We start from the raw sequence: 19,983 nt of genomic DNA on the forward strand, positions 1-19,983 counted from the left end.
TCCACACCCGGATTCAACCGCTCAGAGCATGTTTATAACGATGTAGCATAGCGGTAAGACGCCCTACCGATAATGTTACATTTTCGTCCACCTGATGTTCACGCAACATTTGCTGATAGTCGGCCATTTCGTCCAGTAACTGCGCGAAATAGCGACTGCGCAAAGTATCACGGGAAGAATCCATCACCCGTTCCGCCGTGGCCCGCATCTGGCGATGACTGGCAGATAGCCTTTCACTGACCGGAATGTCCAGTTTCCGAAATCGCTGGTGCATAATGATCAACGACAACGCCAGACGATATTTGGCAATATCACCAGGAAACATATTCAACAACAAAAGCAGATACTGGTATAACGCTGGCAGATAGTTTTCCTTACGTCGGGTTTTGTTGGTTGTCAGCGCCAGAACCGCACCATAAACAAAACGGTTCAGCAGCATTCGTCCGGTGCGTATCTGGGTATTATCACGGATCAGCAGAATCACCATCCATGCTAGAAAACAGCCAATGATTTGGCCGATGGCATTATCCAGAAACTGAGAAAGATTAAAGGTCATCGGATTGTCGAGCACCAGAATATTGATCGTGCTGGCCAGCGCCCCCAATGACCCCAATCGCCGCTTCTGTACTTCAATGCCAATGATAAATGCCATACCGCCAAGACTGAGACACAGCAGGAACAGGCTCTGCTGGGTGGATGGCAGCACCAACATAAACATTAGCGCCCCCAGAGGGAGCGCAAACAACGTGCCAAACATAAAGTCTTTCGCCACCATCCGGGGATTCGGCAATCGCATCGCCAATGACGTCACCACAGCAATCATCACCATACAAACACTACCGGACGTCCAACCAGTGCTCAGCCAGAACAGACAGCCCAGGGCCGTTGCTACACTGGTACGCAAACCATTAATCATTGCGTGGTGAGTCTCTGCCGAGGTCACCTTAATCGCGGCATCCTCTTCCAGCAACTCGGCTTCCACCCGACTGATACGCGCATTAGCCTGTACTCCCTTTGCCAGTAATTGATAACGGGTCGCCGCCCCCACCCACCCCGCCAGTGTTGACGGTAGGCTTTCACTATGACTGGCAACCACCAGATGACGGAGCTGCTTGAGATATTTATGAACATCAGCCGGAGACGACGCTGGTTGTTCCAGTATTATGGTAAGGCCACCTTTCACTGGCATTGTACTATCTTGCAAAACCACATAGGTTTCACAGGCATGGGTGATCATCATCCAGGATTGGGTCAGCATCGTTTTAAGACGGCGGTTACTGCTTTGCCAGCGGGAGGACTCCAGCATCAGATGGCTGCGCATCCCGTTCAGGGTATGGGTTTTACGCACCAGCGCGCTCCAGTCGGCATCCAGATCTTCTTTAGATACGCCATTAACGCAGCGCTGCATCAATCGATATTGGTCTACCAACAAATCCCCCACCACACGATCAAGATCTTGCTTGATGGATCGCGGGGAAAACAGCAGATCCGCCAGAATTGCACAGACAATCCCCAGCACGATCTCACTGCAACGTTCCACGGCAAACTGCGGTGTTTCCAAAGGGACATTTTGTGTCGTGACAATGATAATCAGCGCGGTATAACCCGCCAGTCCATACACATAGGCGTTTTCCACCTTGACCAACGAGGAGATCCAAACACAAACGCCGGTCCACAAGCAACAGAGTATCAGCATCACCAACGGGGCACGAACAGTAGCAATAATGATGACAACTGCGGCAATACAACCGAGAAATGTTCCGAGAATACGTAATATTCCACGATGACGAATCGAACCGGAGAAAGGCTCGCCCCCGGCGGCAAATGCCGGGCCCGCCGCCACGATAGCCGCAGTAAGCACTGCCCAGCGTGGCGTTTCCAACTGCAAATAAAAACCGAGCAGCAGCGATAGCACAATGGAAAAGCTAAGTTTAGAGGCGAAGCGAAATCGGGGAAAAACGGGACTTTTCATTATCATATCGCTTAACCGAATTCACGTAGTCGATGCATCAGCTTCAGCAAAGGTGACATTGATTTAGTATTTCGCGTTTGATCACCGGTCACCACCACCGTGGCAGTCGTCCCCGCCGGATAAAGATTGCCCATTTGTTGGTCAAGTTTGATTCTTACCGGTACGCGCTGTGCCAGACGAACCCATTCCAGATTGGAATCCACCGTCGCCAGACCTTTTGTATCGATATCACTGCTACTGTTGTTAACCCCCGCCGCCACACTGTCTACCGTACCGTAGAGAATACGGTTACTTCCCAGCGGGGTAATTTCTACCCGAAAACCGGGACGAACCCCTTCCAGCTTGGTTTCTTCCAGATAGGCCAGCAAATAGAAAGAATCCTTTTTCACCAACGCTACCGCAGTCGACCCACGGGTAATATATTCTCCCTCCTGCACATTGAGATTGGTTACCCAACCATCTGCCGGAGCACGCACGACAGCCCGGTCCAGATCGAGCTTTGCCAGCGCCAGCTCCGCTTCTGACTTCGCCAACTGATGCGTGACGGTTTCCAATTCATTAGAAGACTGGTCGATCGCTTCCTGTGACATCGCTTGCACGCCAAGATGCAGACGCCGGTTTGCCTCCCGCTTTTTCTCTGCCACCAATGCCTGATAGTAAGCGACATCAGCGTCAGCCTCTGCCACCGCGTCTTGATAACGGAGCGGGTCGATGACAAACAGTACATCACCCCGCTTCACTAGCTGATTATCGTGAACCTTCACTTCTTTCAGTAAACCGCTGACATCGGGCGCAATTGCCACAACATCGGCAGTGAATTTTGCATCACGCGTCCAGGGCGATTCCGTATAGAACGCCCACAGACGAACCAACGCGACTACCGCAAACAGCACGAAAGCCAGCGTTATCGCCACACGACCGAATTTTTTGATGATGATGGTTATAGCGGGTGTTTTCACAGCGACCTCAAAGACCGAAACGGCATAACAGATAGAACAGACAGCAAAACAGGGCGGTATTGAACAGTGCGGGATGCCAGACAACGTCATAGATACCGGTAGGCTGCAACAGGCGGATGCTGGCAAAAAACAGTGCCAGTGATACCAGAAGTACAAAAAAAACCGGTGGAAAAGACAAACCAAACAGCACCATGACCGGGAGTGAACCCATCCTCTTTTTCCTTATTTATTCTGCTGATCAATGCACTTTGTCGACTAAAACAAAAAACGATCCTCCGCGAGCATGACAACTCACAGACCCGGTGCGGAGTAAACCGACAATAAGGGTGATTACAGGTACTGACTTAATGAATATTCCCATCATTCTGCAAGTTGCAGTTGCGCGGAATTACTCGCCCCATCCCTGAGCCTCACCCCTTTGAGGCCGCGGCAGGCCACATTCCTGCAACGCGAAATATATTGGGTATAATTAATGCGATGTTAAATCAGCGTTTAGTCTATCGAGATAACAACAGTCGGGAGGAAGTCTGTTAATACCGGCCCATCATTGTTAGACAAGCCATATTATGGAGACTTACTATTGTCTTATCTACATAGTGTGATCTAAATCACTTTTAAGCCAGGGTTAACAATGGAACGACTAAAAAGCATGTCGGTGTTCGCCAAGGTAGTGGAGTTCGGCTCTTTTACCGCCGCCGCCCGCCAGTTGGAAATGAGTGTTTCAGCCGTGAGCCAGGCAGTTACCAAACTGGAAGATGAGCTACAGATCAAACTATTGAATCGCAGCACGCGGAGTATCGGGCTGACGGAAGGAGGAAAGATTTACTATCATGGATGCCGCAGGATGCTGCACGAAGCGCGTGAAGTGCACGAACAACTTTATGCCTTTAACAACACCCCCATCGGTACACTGCGCATTGGCAGCTCTTCCACCATGGCACAAAATGTCTTGGCCACGATGACGGCGGAAATGTTGAAAGAATATCCAGGGCTCTCCGTTAATTTGGTCACCGGTATTCCAGCTCCCGACCTGATTGCCGATGGTCTGGATATCGTCATTCGTGTCGGTGCCCTACAGGACTCGAGCCTGTTTTCCACCCGGCTGGGTACCATGCCGATGGTGGTTTGTGCCGCCAGAAGCTATCTGGCGCAACATGGTACACCGGAAAAACCTGCCGACATCGCTAACTTTTCCTGGTTGGAATACAGTGTGCGGCCAGACAGCGAATTTGAGCTGATTGCGCCGGAAGGCATTACTACCCGGTTGGCGCCGCAGGGGCGTTTCGTCACCAATGACTCCCAAACCTTGATCCGCTGGCTGAAAACCGGCGCAGGTATCGCCTATACACCTCTGATGTGGGTCCTTGACGATATTAAACGGGGGGACGTGGAAATTCTGTTTACCCGTTATCATTCCGATCCGCGTCCGGTATATGCACTGTATACACGCAAAGACAATCTGCCACTTAAGGTGCAGGTATGTATTAACTATCTGACGGAATACTTCAAGAAAGTCGCCCTGGTATATCAGGGCTATCGGCAGGAGAACCCGCTATCTGATCAACCAGTGAAATAACTGTTGGCATGCTCTGCCCAGTAAAAAAGCCGCGTTAAGCGGCTTTTAACATCTTTCAGTCATGGCGGTTAACGCCAATCAGGCCGTGCCGCCGACGGTCAGGCTATCCAGTTTCAGCGTCGGTTGTCCAACTCCGACTGGCAGGCTCTGCCCCTCTTTACCACACACGCCGACACCGTTATCCAGCGCCAAATCGTTACCGACCATAGAAACCTGCTGCATGGCCTCAATACCAGAGCCAATCAGCGTCGCACCTTTTACCGGTTTGGTAATACGGCCTTTTTCTATCAGATAAGCTTCTGAAGTAGAGAACACAAATTTGCCGGATGTGATATCCACCTGGCCACCGCCGAAGTTCGGTGCATACAGGCCATATTCCACACTGGAGATAATATCTTCCGCTGTGGATTTGCCCGCCAGCATGTACGTATTAGTCATCCGCGGCATTGGTAGATGAGCATAAGACTCACGACGCCCGTTACCGGTTGGCGCTACGCCCATCAACCGGGCATTCAGCTTGTCCTGCATATAACCTTTCAGTACACCGTTCTCAATCAGTACATTGTACTGGCCGGGAACACCTTCATCATCCATCGCTAATGAACCACGACGCCCATCCATCGTGCCATCATCCACGATCGTACAGAGTTCCGAAGCCACCAGATTCCCCATCTGACCACTAAATACCGAAGTACCCCGGCGGTTAAAGTCACCTTCCAGACCATGACCGACGGCTTCATGCAACAGCACACCCGGCCAGCCGGCACCCAGTACCACCGGCATTGACCCAGCGGGTGCCGCCACGGCAGAAAGATTAACCAGCGCCATGCGCACCGCCTCTTTCGCCCAGGCTTCCACCCGGATCTCGCCATCCGTCTGTTGCCAGAAATAATCATACCCGGTACGGGCACCACCACCACTGGCACCGCGTTCACGCTTGCCATCTTCCTCGACCAATACACTGACTGACAAACGCACCAGCGGGCGGACATCCGCCGCCAGCGTACCGTCCGTCGCCGCCACCAGCACTAACTCATACACGCCGGTTAAACTGGCACTAACTTCCTGTACGCGTGGGTCCGTCGCACGAGCCGTTGCATCTGCCCGGTGCAACAAGGCAATCTTCTCTTCCCGTGTCAGACTGTCCAGCGGGTTCATGTCGGAATAAAGCCCACGATGCGGCACATCGCCCAAGGTACGGACAGTGCCGGTACCCTGTTCCCGAACAATACTGCGAGCCGCCTGTGCGCTCTGTTGCAACGCATTAAGCGTGATCTGGTCGGCATAGGCAAACCCGGTTTTCTCTCCGCTTACCGCGCGAATACCGACCCCTTGATCGATATGGTAAGACCCTTCTTTAATAATACGGTCCTCTAATACCCAGGATTCATGGTAACTCGACTGGAAATAGAGATCGGCATAATCCAGACGACGTTCATTTAACGATGCCAGAATCGTGCTTAAATCGTGATAACTCAGCTTGTTGGTTGTGAGTAATTGCTCACTGACAAACGTCAGACTCATAGGATGTCACTCTTATTGTCGATGTAATCGGATGAACATACCGCAGTTAGCGGACCGCTGCTTCAGCAGGCTTTGTTTTTTGCGGCTCGCGCAGTACTTCCTGAATCTTCGGCTGATCAAGGCTACCGGAAATCTGGTAACGAATCAGAGAAATTTTATTCCATAGTGGCGCCAACGCTTTACTGGCAGCAAAAACAGCGGCACCGATTAGCGGATTAACCGCAAAGGCGGTTGCAACGCCGACAGTTGCAGAAATTTCTGGCGCGACCACCGCCTCCATGGCAATTTGGTGTTTTACCAGATCGACATCGCCCTTCATGGCGATATCCGCTGCCAGACCATCCACCAGCAGATTGTCCGTATGCAGTACACCCTCTTTTATCCATGCAGTGCTATTAATGGAATCAAAGTAGAAACCTTCGCTGAACGTATCGCGGAAATCAAACTGTAGCTTACGCAGCAACGCGTCAAAACTGACCAAACGTAATAACTGCCCCGCCTGACCGGTGCTCACATTGGTAATTTCCCCTTTACCAATGTGCGTTTTCAGGATCCCGCTCAAGCTGGGAATATCCGGTTCCCAGGGTGTGCCACGCCAGTACAGATCATAATCCACGCTGAATTCGCCAGCGCGCAAAGGCGTTTTCACACCGAACCAAGCGGTATTTTTTGTAAGACTGGCACCAGATAAACGACCTTTCACCGCCGTCCGCACGCCTTTACTGCTTTCCTGCCAGCTACCATTAATCGTCAACCGGGATTTACCCGTGTCAATCACACCATCACTAAGCAACAGTTTATTCCGTTCCGGCTGTAGTGCTCCCTGGATTCGGCCCATGTTCTGCCCAAGTATCCAACATTCCCGGCAGTTCACCTGGATGGCTGGCCAGTCTTCAAGTTTGATGGCTGGATCATTCAACGGGGATTTTTTCTCCGCCAGCGCTATCGGGTTGGTAGCGTCGTCGCTTTTCCATTGAGGATTATAATAAAGATAACGAATATCGCTCTGCCACGCGCCACGATTGGGAATATCTATTTTGCCGTCAATTTCCTGCCCTTTTATCCCGACTTCCTCACTACTAATTCGGTTTTCTTTGGTAAGTATCAGATCGTGCCACCTCTGGCCAAGGATGTTCAATTCCGGGGTTTTCAGAATCACTAATGCCGGCCAATGGAAATTGCTGCTATTACTGGTGCCACTGAGCGATGCACGAATGGCAGGCAACAATCCCAGCCAACCCTCACCATCCAGTGCTGGTACATCCAGCATCAGCGAAGACTCTTTCGGTAACCGCGGAACGACGTTAGCGTTATTCTGCCAGGCTCCCCGCATCAGTGTCAGCGCACTGTCATGCAACTGCCACTGACTGATAAAGCGTTGCGCCTTACCTAGGCTACCGTTGAACATAAACCCGTTGACATCACCTTTGACCGTGACATGAAGCGGTAGAGCCGTTCCAGCTGTCTTATTCAGAGGTAGCGGTAAGTGACTACTCACTCCCTTGAGATTCGTCTGTAAATCAACATCATAACTGGCCTCACCCTTGTAAGGCAGGCTAACGGCTACCGTACTTTGCCAATTGGCACTACCTGCCAACGCTGACGCCAACGGCGTGGGCATCCCCGATAAACGGGAAGCCTGCCAGTCACCTTGCAAACCCACGTTAATCTGAAAAGCCTTTGCCTGCTCCTCAGTAGTGAAATTCACTGATATAGGCTGTCCCAGCCAGTTGGCCTGCAGATTATTACTGACAAGAGCACCGTTGTTATAGTGGAACCGTCCGGTCAAATTCTCCAACGTGGTATCTAATGGCTTAATCAATAACGTATTGTCATTCAATACCACATCACCACTAGCCTGAACATCTCCAACATCTAACGGAATATCCAGATGTAGAGAACCATTAACCATACCGCCAATCTGTAGCGCGTCCAGTGCCGAACCCAATGAGGACTTCATCGGCGTCTGGTTGAAGTAATGCCTCACGTCTTCCCCTGGCCCATGAAGATCGCCATTAACCAGTAATTGCTCTTTAGCGTAATCGGGAATAATAGCGCTGATATTCGTCCCTTCTACCTTGCCCAACCAGGCATGCGGCGCGGACATCCATAGGCCATTATTGAGAAAGTTCAGCGTAATATCCTGTTCGGTAAGCACAGGCCAGCCCGGTTGAAATTCGAAGATGGCGTTTTTTACCGGAACCCAGACCTGGAACTGTCCTTCATGATGTTCAAATGGGAAATCCTGGGGATTACCAGCAAAAATCAACGTGCCGTTATCCACCCGCCCAGCTTTCAGAGCACTGCTCAAATAATCCACCAGCGGTTTCCCCATAAAGGGTTCGGGATAATAACGCCAGGCGTCGGCAGCGTCGGTCAGGCGCAACCCGGACAGAATATCCAGACGAGGTTTACCCTTTGCTGGCTGACGATAGTGAAAATCGCCGTTAGCCCATAGTGATTTAGCCCGCACATCCAGCCCTTGGGCCCATAGCTCCCAGCCCTGATCATCATCGCGCCAGTTGATGGTGCCACTAGCCTGACCAATTTCCAGCGGAGCACGGAACATATTGGGATAAGGGAGTACACTTTGTTTCAGTGACAGCCCCACTTGCCCACGCGCAATGCTACCGCTAGCTGAACCAGAGAAATGATTCACGCCGGGGATCAGTTGCCAGTTCTGCCAGCTAACATCCTGCCATTTCACCTGAAAACGGGTTTTTTCCGGTTGCAGCAGCGGAATATCCAACGCCAATGCGGTCAACCGTCCCTTTGGCTGTAATGCCAGCCAACGTTGTTCCAGCGTTGGTGTGGCGGTTGCGAGCAGTGGCAATAGAGGAGAAAACCGTTCCAAATCAAGATTACTGGCCCGGATACGCAGTTCCGACTGATGATCAGGCCCCAACATAGCATCGCTCTTCGGTAACCACAGCGCGGAAAGTCGCCCCTTTGACCAAAGTACCCCATCAGTGGACATCGTCAAGGCAGGGACTTCAACCTGCCAACCGTTTTCACGGCGACTGGCATGTACCGTCATATTATCGATACTCAGGCGATGAGCATTTTCCCCCTCTCGCCAACTGGCTGTCCCTTTATTCAGAAGCAGATCTCCAGAATAAATACTCCCTTCCCGCACATTCAACCAGGCTGCCAGGCTGAAGTCCGCGCTTTCCAGACCAGTATTACTGCGTATCCAGCGACCAAGCCAAGGTTTCATATCAATATTGTCGGCTTGCAGATAAACCGTACCGTTATCCAACCACCCTTGATTGTCACGCAGATCCATACGCATCTGCACCACGCCATGCTGCCCATTAAAGCTCGAGAGGCTGATTAACCCCTCTGCGCGGTGGCGGTTGTTACGATTGAGCCAGGTCAATTGAGGAATGCTCAGTTCAGCATGTGTACCGGAAGGCGTCAGGAACGTGATATGGCTGTCGCGCAAATCGAAGTGGTCGAACTGACGGAGGAAAAGATCGCTTAGTCTGCCTGGCTCCAACAGATTGCCCTGATGCTGAGCATTCAGCGGTGTTTTCACATCAAGATGCATGTGATAAAAGGTGAGATCACGAAACTGCCAGCGCAAATGCAACAAGGATTGCCAGACATCCAGTGCCAATGTGATGCGCTCCGACTGCCAGTCAGCATCCGGGCCGTTGGCACTGAAATTCTGAATTTCAAGCGTCGGCCCGAAGGTCTCCCAACTGCCCCGCAACGCCTCCACTTCCAATGGAATACCCGTGACGGACTGCGCCCATGCCACCACCTGTGGTCGGAAATAATCTAACTGTGGCAGTACTACTCTCAGGCCGCTAACGACCAGTGCACACAACACAATTAAAGTAGCACCCGTGGCTAACAATATTCCGGGCAGTCGCCTCACGCATCTCTCCTTGTTTTTCGTCGTGGACAACGAACGAAAACCATATAGTCCAAGCTCCGGCCGTCGTGATGATGACCGCACAGAAGCCATTTCCTCCCACGGACTGACATCCACAGGATAATTCAGTCAGTGTCACATCATGACAACATCAAACTGTTCCTGACTATACAAGGGTTCAATCTGCACTTTGACCTGTTTGCCCACGAAAATTTCCACTTCTGCCAAGGCATGAGATTCTTCGCTTTTCAGTGCATCACAAACCAAGGGTGAGGCATACACCAGGAAGCGGTCAGAGTCATAGGCATGATGGACACGAACAATTTCACGCATGATTTCATAGCAGACGGTTTCCACCGTTTTCACTCTGCCCCGACCATGGCAGGTGGGACATTCATTACACAATACATGCTCTATACTTTCACGGGTACGTTTGCGTGTCATCTCTACTAATCCTAGTTGAGAGAAACCACTAATACTGGTTTTCACCCGATCTTTACTCAATGCCAGCTCTAATGAATTTAGCACGCGCCGGCGGTGATCCTCATTATTCATGTCAATGAAATCAATAATGATAATCCCACCAAGGTTACGTAACCGTAGCTGGCGGGCAATGGCCTGGGTTGCTTCTATATTGGTATTGAAAATGGTTTCATCCAGATTGCGATGGCCCACAAACGCGCCGGTATTGATATCAATAGTGGTCATTGCTTCCGTTTGGTCAATGATCAGATAACCACCTGATTTCAACTCTACTTTCCGATCCAGCGCTCGCTGAATTTCGTTCTCCACATCGTAGAGGTCAAAGATAGGTTGTTTACCGACGTAATGCTCCAGCTTGCTGGTCATTTCCGGAATATACTCTGCGGTGAACACCAGTAGAGAATCATAGGTCAACCTGGAATCGACGCGAATACGATCCAGCGCCGCGCCGGCAAAATCGCGCAGAATACGCTGTGCCAGAGCCAGTTCACCATAGAGTCTGTACTTGGTCTGGTTGCGTTTTTTACGCTCCATCACCTTGCTCCACAAACGCTTAAGGAACGCGGCATCCTGCATCAATTCCTCTTCACCAACGCCTTCCGCTGCGGTGCGAATAATAAACCCGCCCTGCTCATCACAATATTCTGCTACTGTTTTTTTCAGACGCTCACGCTCTGTTTCACTTTCAATTCGCTGTGAAACACCCACATGGGAGGCTCCCGGCATAAAAACCAGATAGCGTGAAGGTAGCGTAATATCCGTCGTTAAGCGGGCTCCTTTGGTACCCAGCGGATCCTTGACCACCTGCACCATCAGATCCTGTCCCTGACGTACCAACTCAGCGATATCCCGGACATGGAAATTTTTCTGTTCATCCCCGGCGACACACTCAGTGTGGGGCATAATATCGGAAGCATGGAGAAACGCCGCTTTATCCAGGCCAATATCCACAAAAGCAGCCTGCATGCCTGGCAATACACGGCTCACGCGCCCTTTATAAATATTGCCGACAATATCGCGCTTGGCTTCTCGTTCAATATGAATTTCCTGCAGAATGCCGCCGTCAATGTAAGCCACTCGCATTTCTGAAGGTGTAATGTTTACCAACAACTCAGCGGTCATGGGTTCCTCTTACTTTACGCAATGCAGAAAAATGATTAAATAATTCAATAGTTTCTACCAATGGCAATCCTACCACGGCGTGGTAGCTTCCGACGATCGATCTGACAAAGCACCCACCTTTCCCCTGGATGCCATAAGCGCCCGCTTTATCCATAGGTTCACCACTGGCAACATAGTGTGCAATATCCTGATCGGATAGCTCACGGAACACAACATCGACGATAACGCACTGGCTTACGATTGCTTGCCGATCGGCCAGCGCCAGCGCTGTCATCACCTGATGGTGCCGACCAGAGAGTGCCGCCAGCATGTCTGACGCCTGCGCTTCATCACGCGGTTTTTCCAGTATCTGACCATCCAGCACCACAATGGTATCGGCACCCAGCACCGGCAAATCCAGCGGTGCTACAGCAACGCCTGCAATGGCTTTTTCCTGCGCCAGGCGGTTAACATAACTTTCTGCTGTTTCGTTGGGCTGCCGCTGCTCAACAACATCAATGGAGAGTGTTGCAAATGGGATATCCAACATCCCAAGCAGTTCTCGGCGGCGGGGTGACGATGAAGCCAAATACAGTTCGACCATTAAGTTGCCTCACTGCACCGCAAAGTGACGGCGGATTTTCCGCATCAGCAAGAACAACCACGGCCAGAGCACGCCGTCCACCACACTATTCCAGAAAATTTCTGGACGAAAAGAGACATTGATCACCAGAAATTCGGCCCAGAACACCAGCAGATCTAGCACAAATGACAACAGCATGACGATTAACGCCTGCTGCCACAGAGCCATATTGCGAAACAGTTGGAATTTAAACGCCACCAGATAAGCGATAATGCTCATCCCCAACGCCCGAACACCCAGCGTGGACCCTAAAATCAGATCCATAATTATCCCTAAAACAAATCCCGTCCCCACATTTACCCGGTGCGGCAACGCCATGACCCAGTAAATAAGGATCAACATCAACCAGGAAGGGCGATAAATATAGATTTCATTCGGCCAAGGCATAATCTGCAACACCATCGCTACTAGAAACGAGGCCCAGATAATCCAGTATCCATGCCGGCGATAGAGATTCATGGATGTTCTCCTGATGAATTCCCTTTCGCTGGGGTATTGTTAGTGGGTGGCGCAGGTGGCCCCATTTCACTGGGTGGGGACAAAACATGTGGCATCATCTGCATTAGACGCTCGTTCGCGATACGGTGCACTTCCTGTGGAGTCATCACGGTCTTGGTACTATTCCTGCCGCCCCACAACAACAACAGATAGCGTAAACGCTGTAATTCTGCAGTAGGGTGCGCCTGAATAATGGTATAAGCACGCTGCGTATCCACCTTGACCGAAGAGACCACCGCAACTGGGTAACCTTCAGGGAAACGCCCCCCCAACCCAGACGTTACCAGCACATCACCAACACGAATATCAGTATTATTGGGCAGATGTTCCAGTTGTAAATCATCGGTGCAGCCATTACCCGCCGCAATCACACGGATGTCATTACGCAACACCTGAATCGGCAAAGCATGGGAAGCATCACAGATTAACAGCACACGACTGGTTAACTGACCAACCGCAACGACCTGTCCCACTACACCTTTATCACTGATTACCGGTTGACCCTCATAAACCCCATTAACCGCGCCTTTATCGATAACCACCTGATCGCTGTATGGGTCTGTACCGGAAGAAATAACCTGCGTCACCATTTTCTGCTCATCCTGACGCAACGGTGACCCCAGCAGTTCACGCAGACGGGCGTTCTCCTGCTTGAGTTGACCCAATAAAAGCAGATCGCTGTTTTTCAGCAATAATTCCTGACGTAACGCCGTGTTTTCCAGTTGGTACTGTTTCCGGGTAGTTAAGGTTGCAGACACGTTATCCAGCACTTCGCGTGGCCCATTCGCCAGAAAATAGAAAGGACTAACGGCCGTATCCATGTACGTTCTGATTTTTACAAACATCCCCAACTGACTGTCAGCAATAATGATCGCAATGGCAGTAACGACAGCAAGAAAAAGTCGCAGTTGCAGGGAAGGGCCCCGGCTAAAAATCGGCTTCATAAAATTGCATATTCCTCGACAATAAAAAGGGGGCTACCACGTGGGATGAAAAAAAGACTTCATCCATACGGTCCCCCCCTCTTTTTTCTGGCCGGATTATTCTTCGCTAAACAAATCGCCGCCATGCATGTCGATCATCTCCAACGCTTTACCACCACCACGCGCCACGCAGGTCAGAGGATCTTCAGCCACTACCACCGGAATGCCGGTTTCTTCCATCAGTAACCGATCCAGATTACGCAGCAGCGCACCACCACCGGTCAGCACCATACCGCGCTCTGAAATGTCAGATGCCAGTTCCGGCGGGCATTGCTCCAACGCCACCATCACGGCACTCACGATCCCTGTCAACGGCTCCTGCAAGGCTTCCAGAATCTCATTGGAATTCAGAGTGAACCCTCGAGGTACACCCTCGGCCAGGTTACGACCACGAACTTCAATTTCAAGGACTTCATCACCTGGATAGGCAGAACCGATTTCATGTTTGATACGTTCGGCAGTGGCTTCACCAATCAATGAACCATAATTACGACGGACATAATTAATGATAGCTTCATCGAAACGGTCACCACCAATACGGACTGACGAGGAGTAGACCACACCGTTGAGCGAAATAACGGCGACTTCTGTTGTACCACCACCGATATCCACCACCATAGAACCGGTGGCTTCAGAAACCGGTAAACCCGCACCAATAGCGGCCGCCATCGGCTCTTCAATCAGAAAAACCTCACGGGCGCCAGCGCCTTGAGCGGACTCGCGGATAGCACGACGCTCCACCTGTGTCGCACCCACTGGCACACACACAAGAACGCGGGGACTCGGGCGCATAAAGCTATTGCTATGCACCTGTTTAATAAAGTGTTGAAGCATCTTTTCGGTCACAAAAAAGTCGGCAATGACGCCGTCTTTCATCGGCCGGATAGCAGCGATATTGCCTGGAGTACGGCCTAACATCTGTTTAGCCTCATGCCCAACGGCGGCCACACTTTTTGGAGAGCCGGCACGATCCTGACGAATAGCCACTACAGAAGGCTCATTCAGTACAATGCCCTGTCCTTTTACATAAATAAGGGTATTGGCGGTACCCAAGTCGATGGACAAGTCGTTAGAAAACATGCCACGAAATTTCTTAAACATAACTAAGGGATAATCCTGCAAGCTGGGGGCGGAAATGAAATCCGCCTACTTTACCAACCACACGCAGCAGCGACAAGGCTCGAACACGCTCTGCTACGGTGAAAAAGTGTATATTGCACAAACTGCCATGATCCGGGAAACCCACAGTATGGCATTTCTTCAAATGGCGGAAGGCATTATTACGCACTTCCCCTAAAAACTGCGCTAACAACAGACATAAAACCTAACATTTTAGTGATTCACTACTCACATAAAGCAGATACCACTCACATTAAGGCAGAAGTTATTCTACGCCAATTCGCACAGGACTTTTACATTAAACATAAGCACGAGATGAATATTTTTTCAGCGCGTTACCGACCGGCTCAGATGAAGCAAAAAAATCTCCCTGCCCACCACAAACACCTTTATCCAGCAACGTTTGCCACTCCGATTTGGTTCGAACGCCAACGGCAAAAACTTTGACGTGAGTACCTTTACAAGCCTCGGTCAAGCTCTGAACAAACAGCTGGTTCTCCAGTCTTTTTTCCAGACTGCGCACCAATCCCGGGTGCAATTTGATAATTTCAATCTGTAGCGATTTAATGTATGTCGTGCTAACCAGCGTCAAACCGGCCTGCGTTACCGCCAACCGACACCCCAATCCGGAAATCAGACTGAGTATCGGACGTAAACGGCCGATATATTGACACACATCTGCCTCTGCAAGTTCAAAGAAAATACGTTGGCGTTGCTTTTTCGGACATTGTAGCAACGTTTCCCGCAGCCAATGTAAAAATGGACGCTGTAAAAGTGAGTCCACCGTGATGGGAAGTGCCAGCACAGCCTCCGGCCAGCTTACGGTCAGTGCAATGCTGCGGGTTATCAGTTGACGATCATAACTGGCGGTTAAGCCCAGTTGTCGTACTAACGGCATATATTCCGCCGCCAACAGCTCTTGCGAACCATCATAAATACGGCTGATTAATTCTCGATGATGCACTTCGCCTTCCCGCGTGATAGCCGGTTTTTGATATAATCGCGGCCCGCCACGCGACAGTGTGTGCTCCAGTAGCGTGCGCCACTTGACGCTCCCACGGCCTTTATCCGGAACCTGGCGGTCATACACACACCAGCCATTCCCTCCTTGTAATACCGCATTACGGGTAGCATCTTCTGCACTCTCCATGACCTGTTCGGCACTCTGGCCGCTATGATAGGCGCAGATGCCGATATGCAGAATGTCTTCTCTCTCAATCAACGGCGTCACCGGCAGGATATCAATCGCTTTCACCAGTTGAGCAGCAATCGTATCCGCTTCTTTTAACGTCCGATGTGGTAACAGTACGGCAAAATCGCTGTGATAATAGCGCGCTAGCAAGGCCGAAGGATAACGCAGTACAAATGTTGAAAGCAGGTTAATCAATGTATAGCGGTATTCTTCAATGACACCACCGTAACCATGCGTCTCCTCCAGAGTTTCGAAATCTGGCAGACGAATCATCATCACCACGCCATGTGTGCCCACATCTTCTGCATCTTCCAGTTGAGTAGTGAGCTGACTGTCAAAAAAGAGCCGATTATTGAGCCCGGTTTCCGCATCCTGCGCCGCGAAAGCGCGAATTAATGTATCCACCCGTCCACGCTCCTCCCGCGCTTCCACCAAATCCGCCAGGAGTTGATCCAACGCCCCGCTAGCATTTACTGGCCATTCATGCACAGAACCATGCATGACGGTTTCACGCTCACCATACAGGATAAGTTTGGCCCGTGTTTCCAACTGTTCCTGACCTGCCGTTTGCCTGCGAAGCCAGCGAATAGAGAAAAATACCGCCGTCGCCATGATGGCGATAGCCAATAGAACAGAAAGCATCGACATCAAATAACGAGGTATGCCAATCAGCGGATCGATATACGTGACGCTCACCGACATATCAATATGATGCAACAACGGCAGTTGAACATAGCGATAAATAAATGCCGGCCCGCCACTATCATTAACCTGTGTTTCCGGCAATCGCTGAAAATAAATACGCTTATGCCCGTCACGTATTTCCAGCTCAACAACCCCAGCAGTTTTCATTACCGCCGGGAGCCAAAGCTGTATGTTATCAGGAGATTGCACGAGTAAAGCCTGGTCGATACTGGCCGCGAGAGTACGTAATTGGTACTCCATTCGCTGGTGGCTGTAATTGATAAAACTAAAAACACCACTCGACAACATTAAGAAAATAGCCAATGTTGTTAGCAATGTTATCAGCATGGAAATTTTTGCAGTAAATCCCATCCCTGCGTTTTAACCCCCGCTTTTCGAATATTTCAATAATGCTTAATTGTGTACTCTATCTGTATTCTTTGCGGCTTATCAGTTCTCATATTACCTGTTACAAATATAGTCATTAAATTATTTCGCTCTAATTTTTGTCTCTCTGAAGGAGGATTTTCATGCAGGCCTTGGTTCTCGAACAACAAAATGGGCTTCTCCTGTCCAATATTCAGGATATCAGCCAGGAACAACTTCCTGACGGTAACGTAACGGTAGATGTGGAATGGTCTGGGATTAACTATAAGGACGCGCTGGCCATTACCGGCAAAGGGAAAATCATTCGCCAATTTCCAATGGTACCCGGCATCGATTTCGCCGGGACAGTGCGCCAGAGCGAAACGCCGGATATTATAGTAGGCCAGTCCGTCATTTTGACGGGCTGGGGGGTGGGTGAAAACCATTGGGGCGGTCTGGCAGAACAAGCCCGGGTGAAAGGAGAGTGGTTGGTCACGCTGCCAGAAGGATTAACATCCCGTCAGGCAATGATTATCGGTACTGCTGGCTTGACGGCAATGCTGTGCGTCATGGCATTGGAAGATGGCGGTATTACACCAGAATGTGGAGAGATCGTGGTAACCGGCGCCAGCGGTGGTGTAGGCAGTACGGCGGTGGCGTTACTGGCCGCTCTGGGTTACCGGGTTACAGCGATCAGCGGCCGCGCCGGTAATACCGACTATCTGCACCGATTAGGCGCGAAACAGGTGCTGGATCGCAACGAATTTACTGGTGATACCCGCCCGCTGGAAAAACAGCGCTGGGCGGGGGCGATTGATACGGTTGGGAATAAAGTTCTGGCCACCCTTCTGGCACAAATGGATTATAACGCTACCATTGCCGCCTGCGGTTTGGCTGGCGGTATAGCCTTGCCCACCACGGTGATGCCTTTTATTTTGCGTAACGTCCGTCTACAAGGCGTGGATTCTGTCATGGCTCCTCTACCTCGTCGTCAGCAAGCCTGGCAACGATTGGCCACGCTGTTACCAGCCTCATTTTATGAACAGGTTACGCAGGAAATCACTTTAGAACAGGTATCAGAAACCGCATCCGCCTTGTTGGAGAACCGGGTTACAGGCCGAACGGTGGTCCGGATAGGGAAACCGTGATCACTCATGATGACCGTTGACTGCTTTTAGCTAGATCTTTGCTAATATCAGGCTGGTTATTCCGGCCTGATATGTTATTCACAATAGGTAATAACAACGCCAAACCCAGCGCAATATCCAGTAAAAAAGATGATTTTCCCTGCCGCACTTTTTCCCGCATACTCGAAGGGATAATAAGCTGAATTACCCTGCATTAAATGAAAAAATCGGGAGTTCGCCATGCATAAACATCGCAAATTAACAGAAGCCGACGTTACCCCAGAGTCACTTTTTCTTCAGCGTCGTACCGTACTGAAAGCCCTTGGTATTACTGCCGCGACACTGAGTCTTCCACTCAGTGCCAAAGCCGATCTGTTGTCCTGGTTTAAAGGTAAAGATCAACCACCAGCACCGCCCAGGAAGCCATTGTCATTCAGCCAACCAGCGAAATGGCATCCTCAATTGACACTTACGCCAGAAGATAAGGTCACCGGCTATAATAATTTTTATGAATTTGGCATGGATAAAGCAGACCCGGCCGCCAAGGCTGGCGGATTAAAAACCGAAGGCTGGAAAGTACAGATTGATGGTGAAGTCGCAAAACCGGTAACACTGGATGTTGACGACATCCTTCGGCGTTTTGCTTTGGAAGAGCGGATTTACCGCTTCCGCTGCGTTGAAGCCTGGTCGATGGTCATCCCCTGGGTCGGTTTTGAACTGTCAAAGTTGATCAAGCTTGCAGAACCGACCAGCAGCGCCCGCTATGTCGCCTTCCAGACACTATATGATCCCGATCAAATGCCCGGACAGAAAGATCGTTTCGTCGGTGGTGGACTGGATTATCCGTATGTAGAAGGGCTACGGCTGGATGAAGCTATGCATCCACTGACGCTACTGTCCGTCGGTGTTTATGGCAAAACACTCCCGCCACAAAACGGAGCACCAATACGATTGGTTACCCCATGGAAATACGGCTTTAAAAACATTAAATCCATTGTGCACATCCGGTTAACGAAGGAACAGCCACCCAATACCTGGAATATGGCTGCACCGAACGAATATGGTTTTTACGCCAATGTGAACCCGAATGTCGACCATCCACGCTGGTCACAGGCAACCGACCGGGTTATTGGATCAGGAGGACTACTGGATGTACAGCGGCAGCCTACACTGTTATTTAACGGCTACGCTGACCAGGTGGCATCTTTATATCAGGGACTAGATCTTCGGAGAAACTTTTAAATGCGCTTAACCGCAAAGCAGATTCGCTTATTAAAAGTTGTACTTCATCTGGCGGCGTTCTTGCCGCTTATATGGTTGATTATCGCTGTCAATCAAGGCGCGTTCAGCGCTGATCCGGCAAAAGATATCCAGCATTTTACGGGCAGGATGGCGCTGAAACTATTGCTGGCTACGCTGGTGGTGACACCACTGGCCCGTTACGCCAAACAACCGTTACTGATACGCTGCCGTCGCTTACTAGGATTATGGTGTTTTGCCTGGGCAACATTCCATTTACTCAGTTACACTTTATTCGAATTGGGAATAACTCACCTGAATTTACTGGGAAATGAGATTATTTCTCGACCTTATCTTACCCTGGGCATGGTAAGTTGGCTGGTGCTGTTTGCACTAACGTTGACCTCCACTCAATCATCACAGAGAAAACTGGGTTCGCGCTGGCAAAAATTACACAATTTCATTTATTTGGTCGCCATCCTGGCGCCAATTCACTATCTTTGGTCAGTAAAATCTCTGTCACCGCAGCCAATAATTTATGCCTTCATTGCGGTCATTTTATTGCTTTTTCGCTATAAAAAGCTCCAGAAATGGGGGCGTTAATCATGCATAATGCACCGATTTCCAAACTGATATC

General features: G+C 50.4%; 16 protein-coding genes. 5 read left to right on the top strand and 11 right to left on the bottom strand.

The window, feature by feature from the left end:
- Positions 1-13 precede the first annotated feature (13 nt).
- The 3 genes from aaeB to aaeX are packed head-to-tail and all read right to left on the bottom strand — an operon-like array spanning position 14 to position 3,142.
- A complete protein-coding gene (gene aaeB, locus RS889_RS21620; RefSeq protein ID WP_315708673.1) occupies positions 14-1,972 on the bottom strand; it encodes a p-hydroxybenzoic acid efflux pump subunit AaeB in 1,959 nt (652 codons plus the stop codon).
- 11 nt (positions 1,973-1,983) lie between these two features.
- Positions 1,984-2,931, bottom strand: a complete 948-nt coding sequence (gene aaeA, locus RS889_RS21625; RefSeq protein ID WP_315708674.1) for a p-hydroxybenzoic acid efflux pump subunit AaeA — start codon at positions 2,929-2,931, stop codon at positions 1,984-1,986.
- A 7-nt stretch (positions 2,932-2,938) separates the two neighbouring features.
- Positions 2,939-3,142, bottom strand: a complete 204-nt coding sequence (gene aaeX / locus RS889_RS21630) for a p-hydroxybenzoic acid efflux pump operon protein AaeX (protein ID WP_021014101.1) — start codon at positions 3,140-3,142, stop codon at positions 2,939-2,941.
- A 420-nt stretch (positions 3,143-3,562) separates the two neighbouring features.
- Between aaeX and aaeR the strand changes: the two genes are divergently transcribed.
- A complete protein-coding gene (aaeR, locus tag RS889_RS21635) occupies positions 3,563-4,507 on the top strand; it encodes an HTH-type transcriptional activator AaeR (RefSeq protein ID WP_021014100.1) in 945 nt (314 codons plus the stop codon).
- A 78-nt stretch (positions 4,508-4,585) separates the two neighbouring features.
- On the opposite strand, the gene tldD is transcribed toward aaeR, so the two are convergent.
- From tldD to mreB, 7 genes are all read right to left on the bottom strand, one after another.
- Positions 4,586-6,031, bottom strand: coding sequence for a metalloprotease TldD (tldD, locus tag RS889_RS21640; RefSeq protein ID WP_315708675.1), 1,446 nt, complete (start codon positions 6,029-6,031; stop codon positions 4,586-4,588).
- 46 nt (positions 6,032-6,077) lie between these two features.
- Positions 6,078-9,914 carry an AsmA2 domain-containing protein YhdP gene (gene yhdP, locus RS889_RS21645; RefSeq protein ID WP_315708676.1) on the bottom strand — a complete coding sequence of 1,279 codons (3,837 nt, stop codon included), beginning with the start codon at positions 9,912-9,914 and terminating at the stop codon, positions 6,078-6,080.
- Positions 9,915-10,046: 132 nt separating this feature from the next.
- Entirely contained in the window at positions 10,047-11,516 is a 1,470-nt protein-coding gene (gene rng, locus RS889_RS21650; protein ID WP_021014097.1) for a ribonuclease G, read from the bottom strand.
- On the bottom strand, positions 11,506-12,099 hold the full coding sequence (locus RS889_RS21655; RefSeq protein WP_315708677.1) for a Maf family protein: 594 nt from the start codon (positions 12,097-12,099) through the stop codon (positions 11,506-11,508). The genes rng and RS889_RS21655 overlap by 11 nt, the downstream gene beginning before the upstream one ends.
- Positions 12,100-12,108: 9 nt before the next feature.
- Positions 12,109-12,597, bottom strand: coding sequence for a rod shape-determining protein MreD (gene mreD / locus RS889_RS21660; protein ID WP_315708678.1), 489 nt, complete (start codon positions 12,595-12,597; stop codon positions 12,109-12,111).
- On the bottom strand, positions 12,594-13,580 hold the full coding sequence (gene mreC / locus RS889_RS21665) for a rod shape-determining protein MreC (protein ID WP_021014094.1): 987 nt from the start codon (positions 13,578-13,580) through the stop codon (positions 12,594-12,596). The genes mreD and mreC overlap by 4 nt, the downstream gene beginning before the upstream one ends.
- Positions 13,581-13,676: 96 nt before the next feature.
- Positions 13,677-14,720 (bottom strand): rod shape-determining protein MreB, encoded by a 1,044-nt coding sequence (gene mreB, locus RS889_RS21670; protein ID WP_021014093.1) that lies wholly within the window; start codon positions 14,718-14,720, stop codon positions 13,677-13,679.
- Positions 14,721-14,754: 34 nt separating this feature from the next.
- On the opposite strand from mreB, the gene RS889_RS21675 reads away from it, so the two are divergent.
- The gene (locus RS889_RS21675) at positions 14,755-14,916 is read left to right on the top strand and encodes a hypothetical protein (RefSeq protein WP_157831353.1); all 162 of its coding nucleotides are present in this window, start codon (positions 14,755-14,757) and stop codon (positions 14,914-14,916) included.
- A gap of 120 nt (positions 14,917-15,036) precedes the next feature.
- On the opposite strand, the gene csrD is transcribed toward RS889_RS21675, so the two are convergent.
- Positions 15,037-16,986 (bottom strand): RNase E specificity factor CsrD, encoded by a 1,950-nt coding sequence (csrD, locus tag RS889_RS21680; protein WP_315708679.1) that lies wholly within the window; start codon positions 16,984-16,986, stop codon positions 15,037-15,039.
- Positions 16,987-17,144: 158 nt separating this feature from the next.
- Here csrD and acuI point away from each other — a divergent pair, with 158 nt between their 5' ends.
- The 3 genes from acuI to msrQ all read left to right on the top strand — a co-directional run bounded on the left by acuI (position 17,145) and on the right by msrQ (position 19,949).
- Positions 17,145-18,128 carry an acrylyl-CoA reductase (NADPH) gene (gene acuI, locus RS889_RS21685; protein WP_315708680.1) on the top strand — a complete coding sequence of 328 codons (984 nt, stop codon included), beginning with the start codon at positions 17,145-17,147 and terminating at the stop codon, positions 18,126-18,128.
- 219 nt (positions 18,129-18,347) lie between these two features.
- A complete protein-coding gene (msrP, locus tag RS889_RS21690; RefSeq protein ID WP_315708681.1) occupies positions 18,348-19,349 on the top strand; it encodes a protein-methionine-sulfoxide reductase catalytic subunit MsrP in 1,002 nt (333 codons plus the stop codon).
- The gene (msrQ, locus tag RS889_RS21695) at positions 19,350-19,949 is read left to right on the top strand and encodes a protein-methionine-sulfoxide reductase heme-binding subunit MsrQ (protein ID WP_315708682.1); all 600 of its coding nucleotides are present in this window, start codon (positions 19,350-19,352) and stop codon (positions 19,947-19,949) included. It abuts the gene before it with no gap.
- The last annotated feature ends 34 nt before the right edge of the window (positions 19,950-19,983 follow it).

The organism is Brenneria uluponensis, from assembly GCF_032395385.1.
Taxonomy (GTDB): Bacteria; Pseudomonadota; Gammaproteobacteria; order Enterobacterales; family Enterobacteriaceae; genus Prodigiosinella; species Prodigiosinella aquatilis.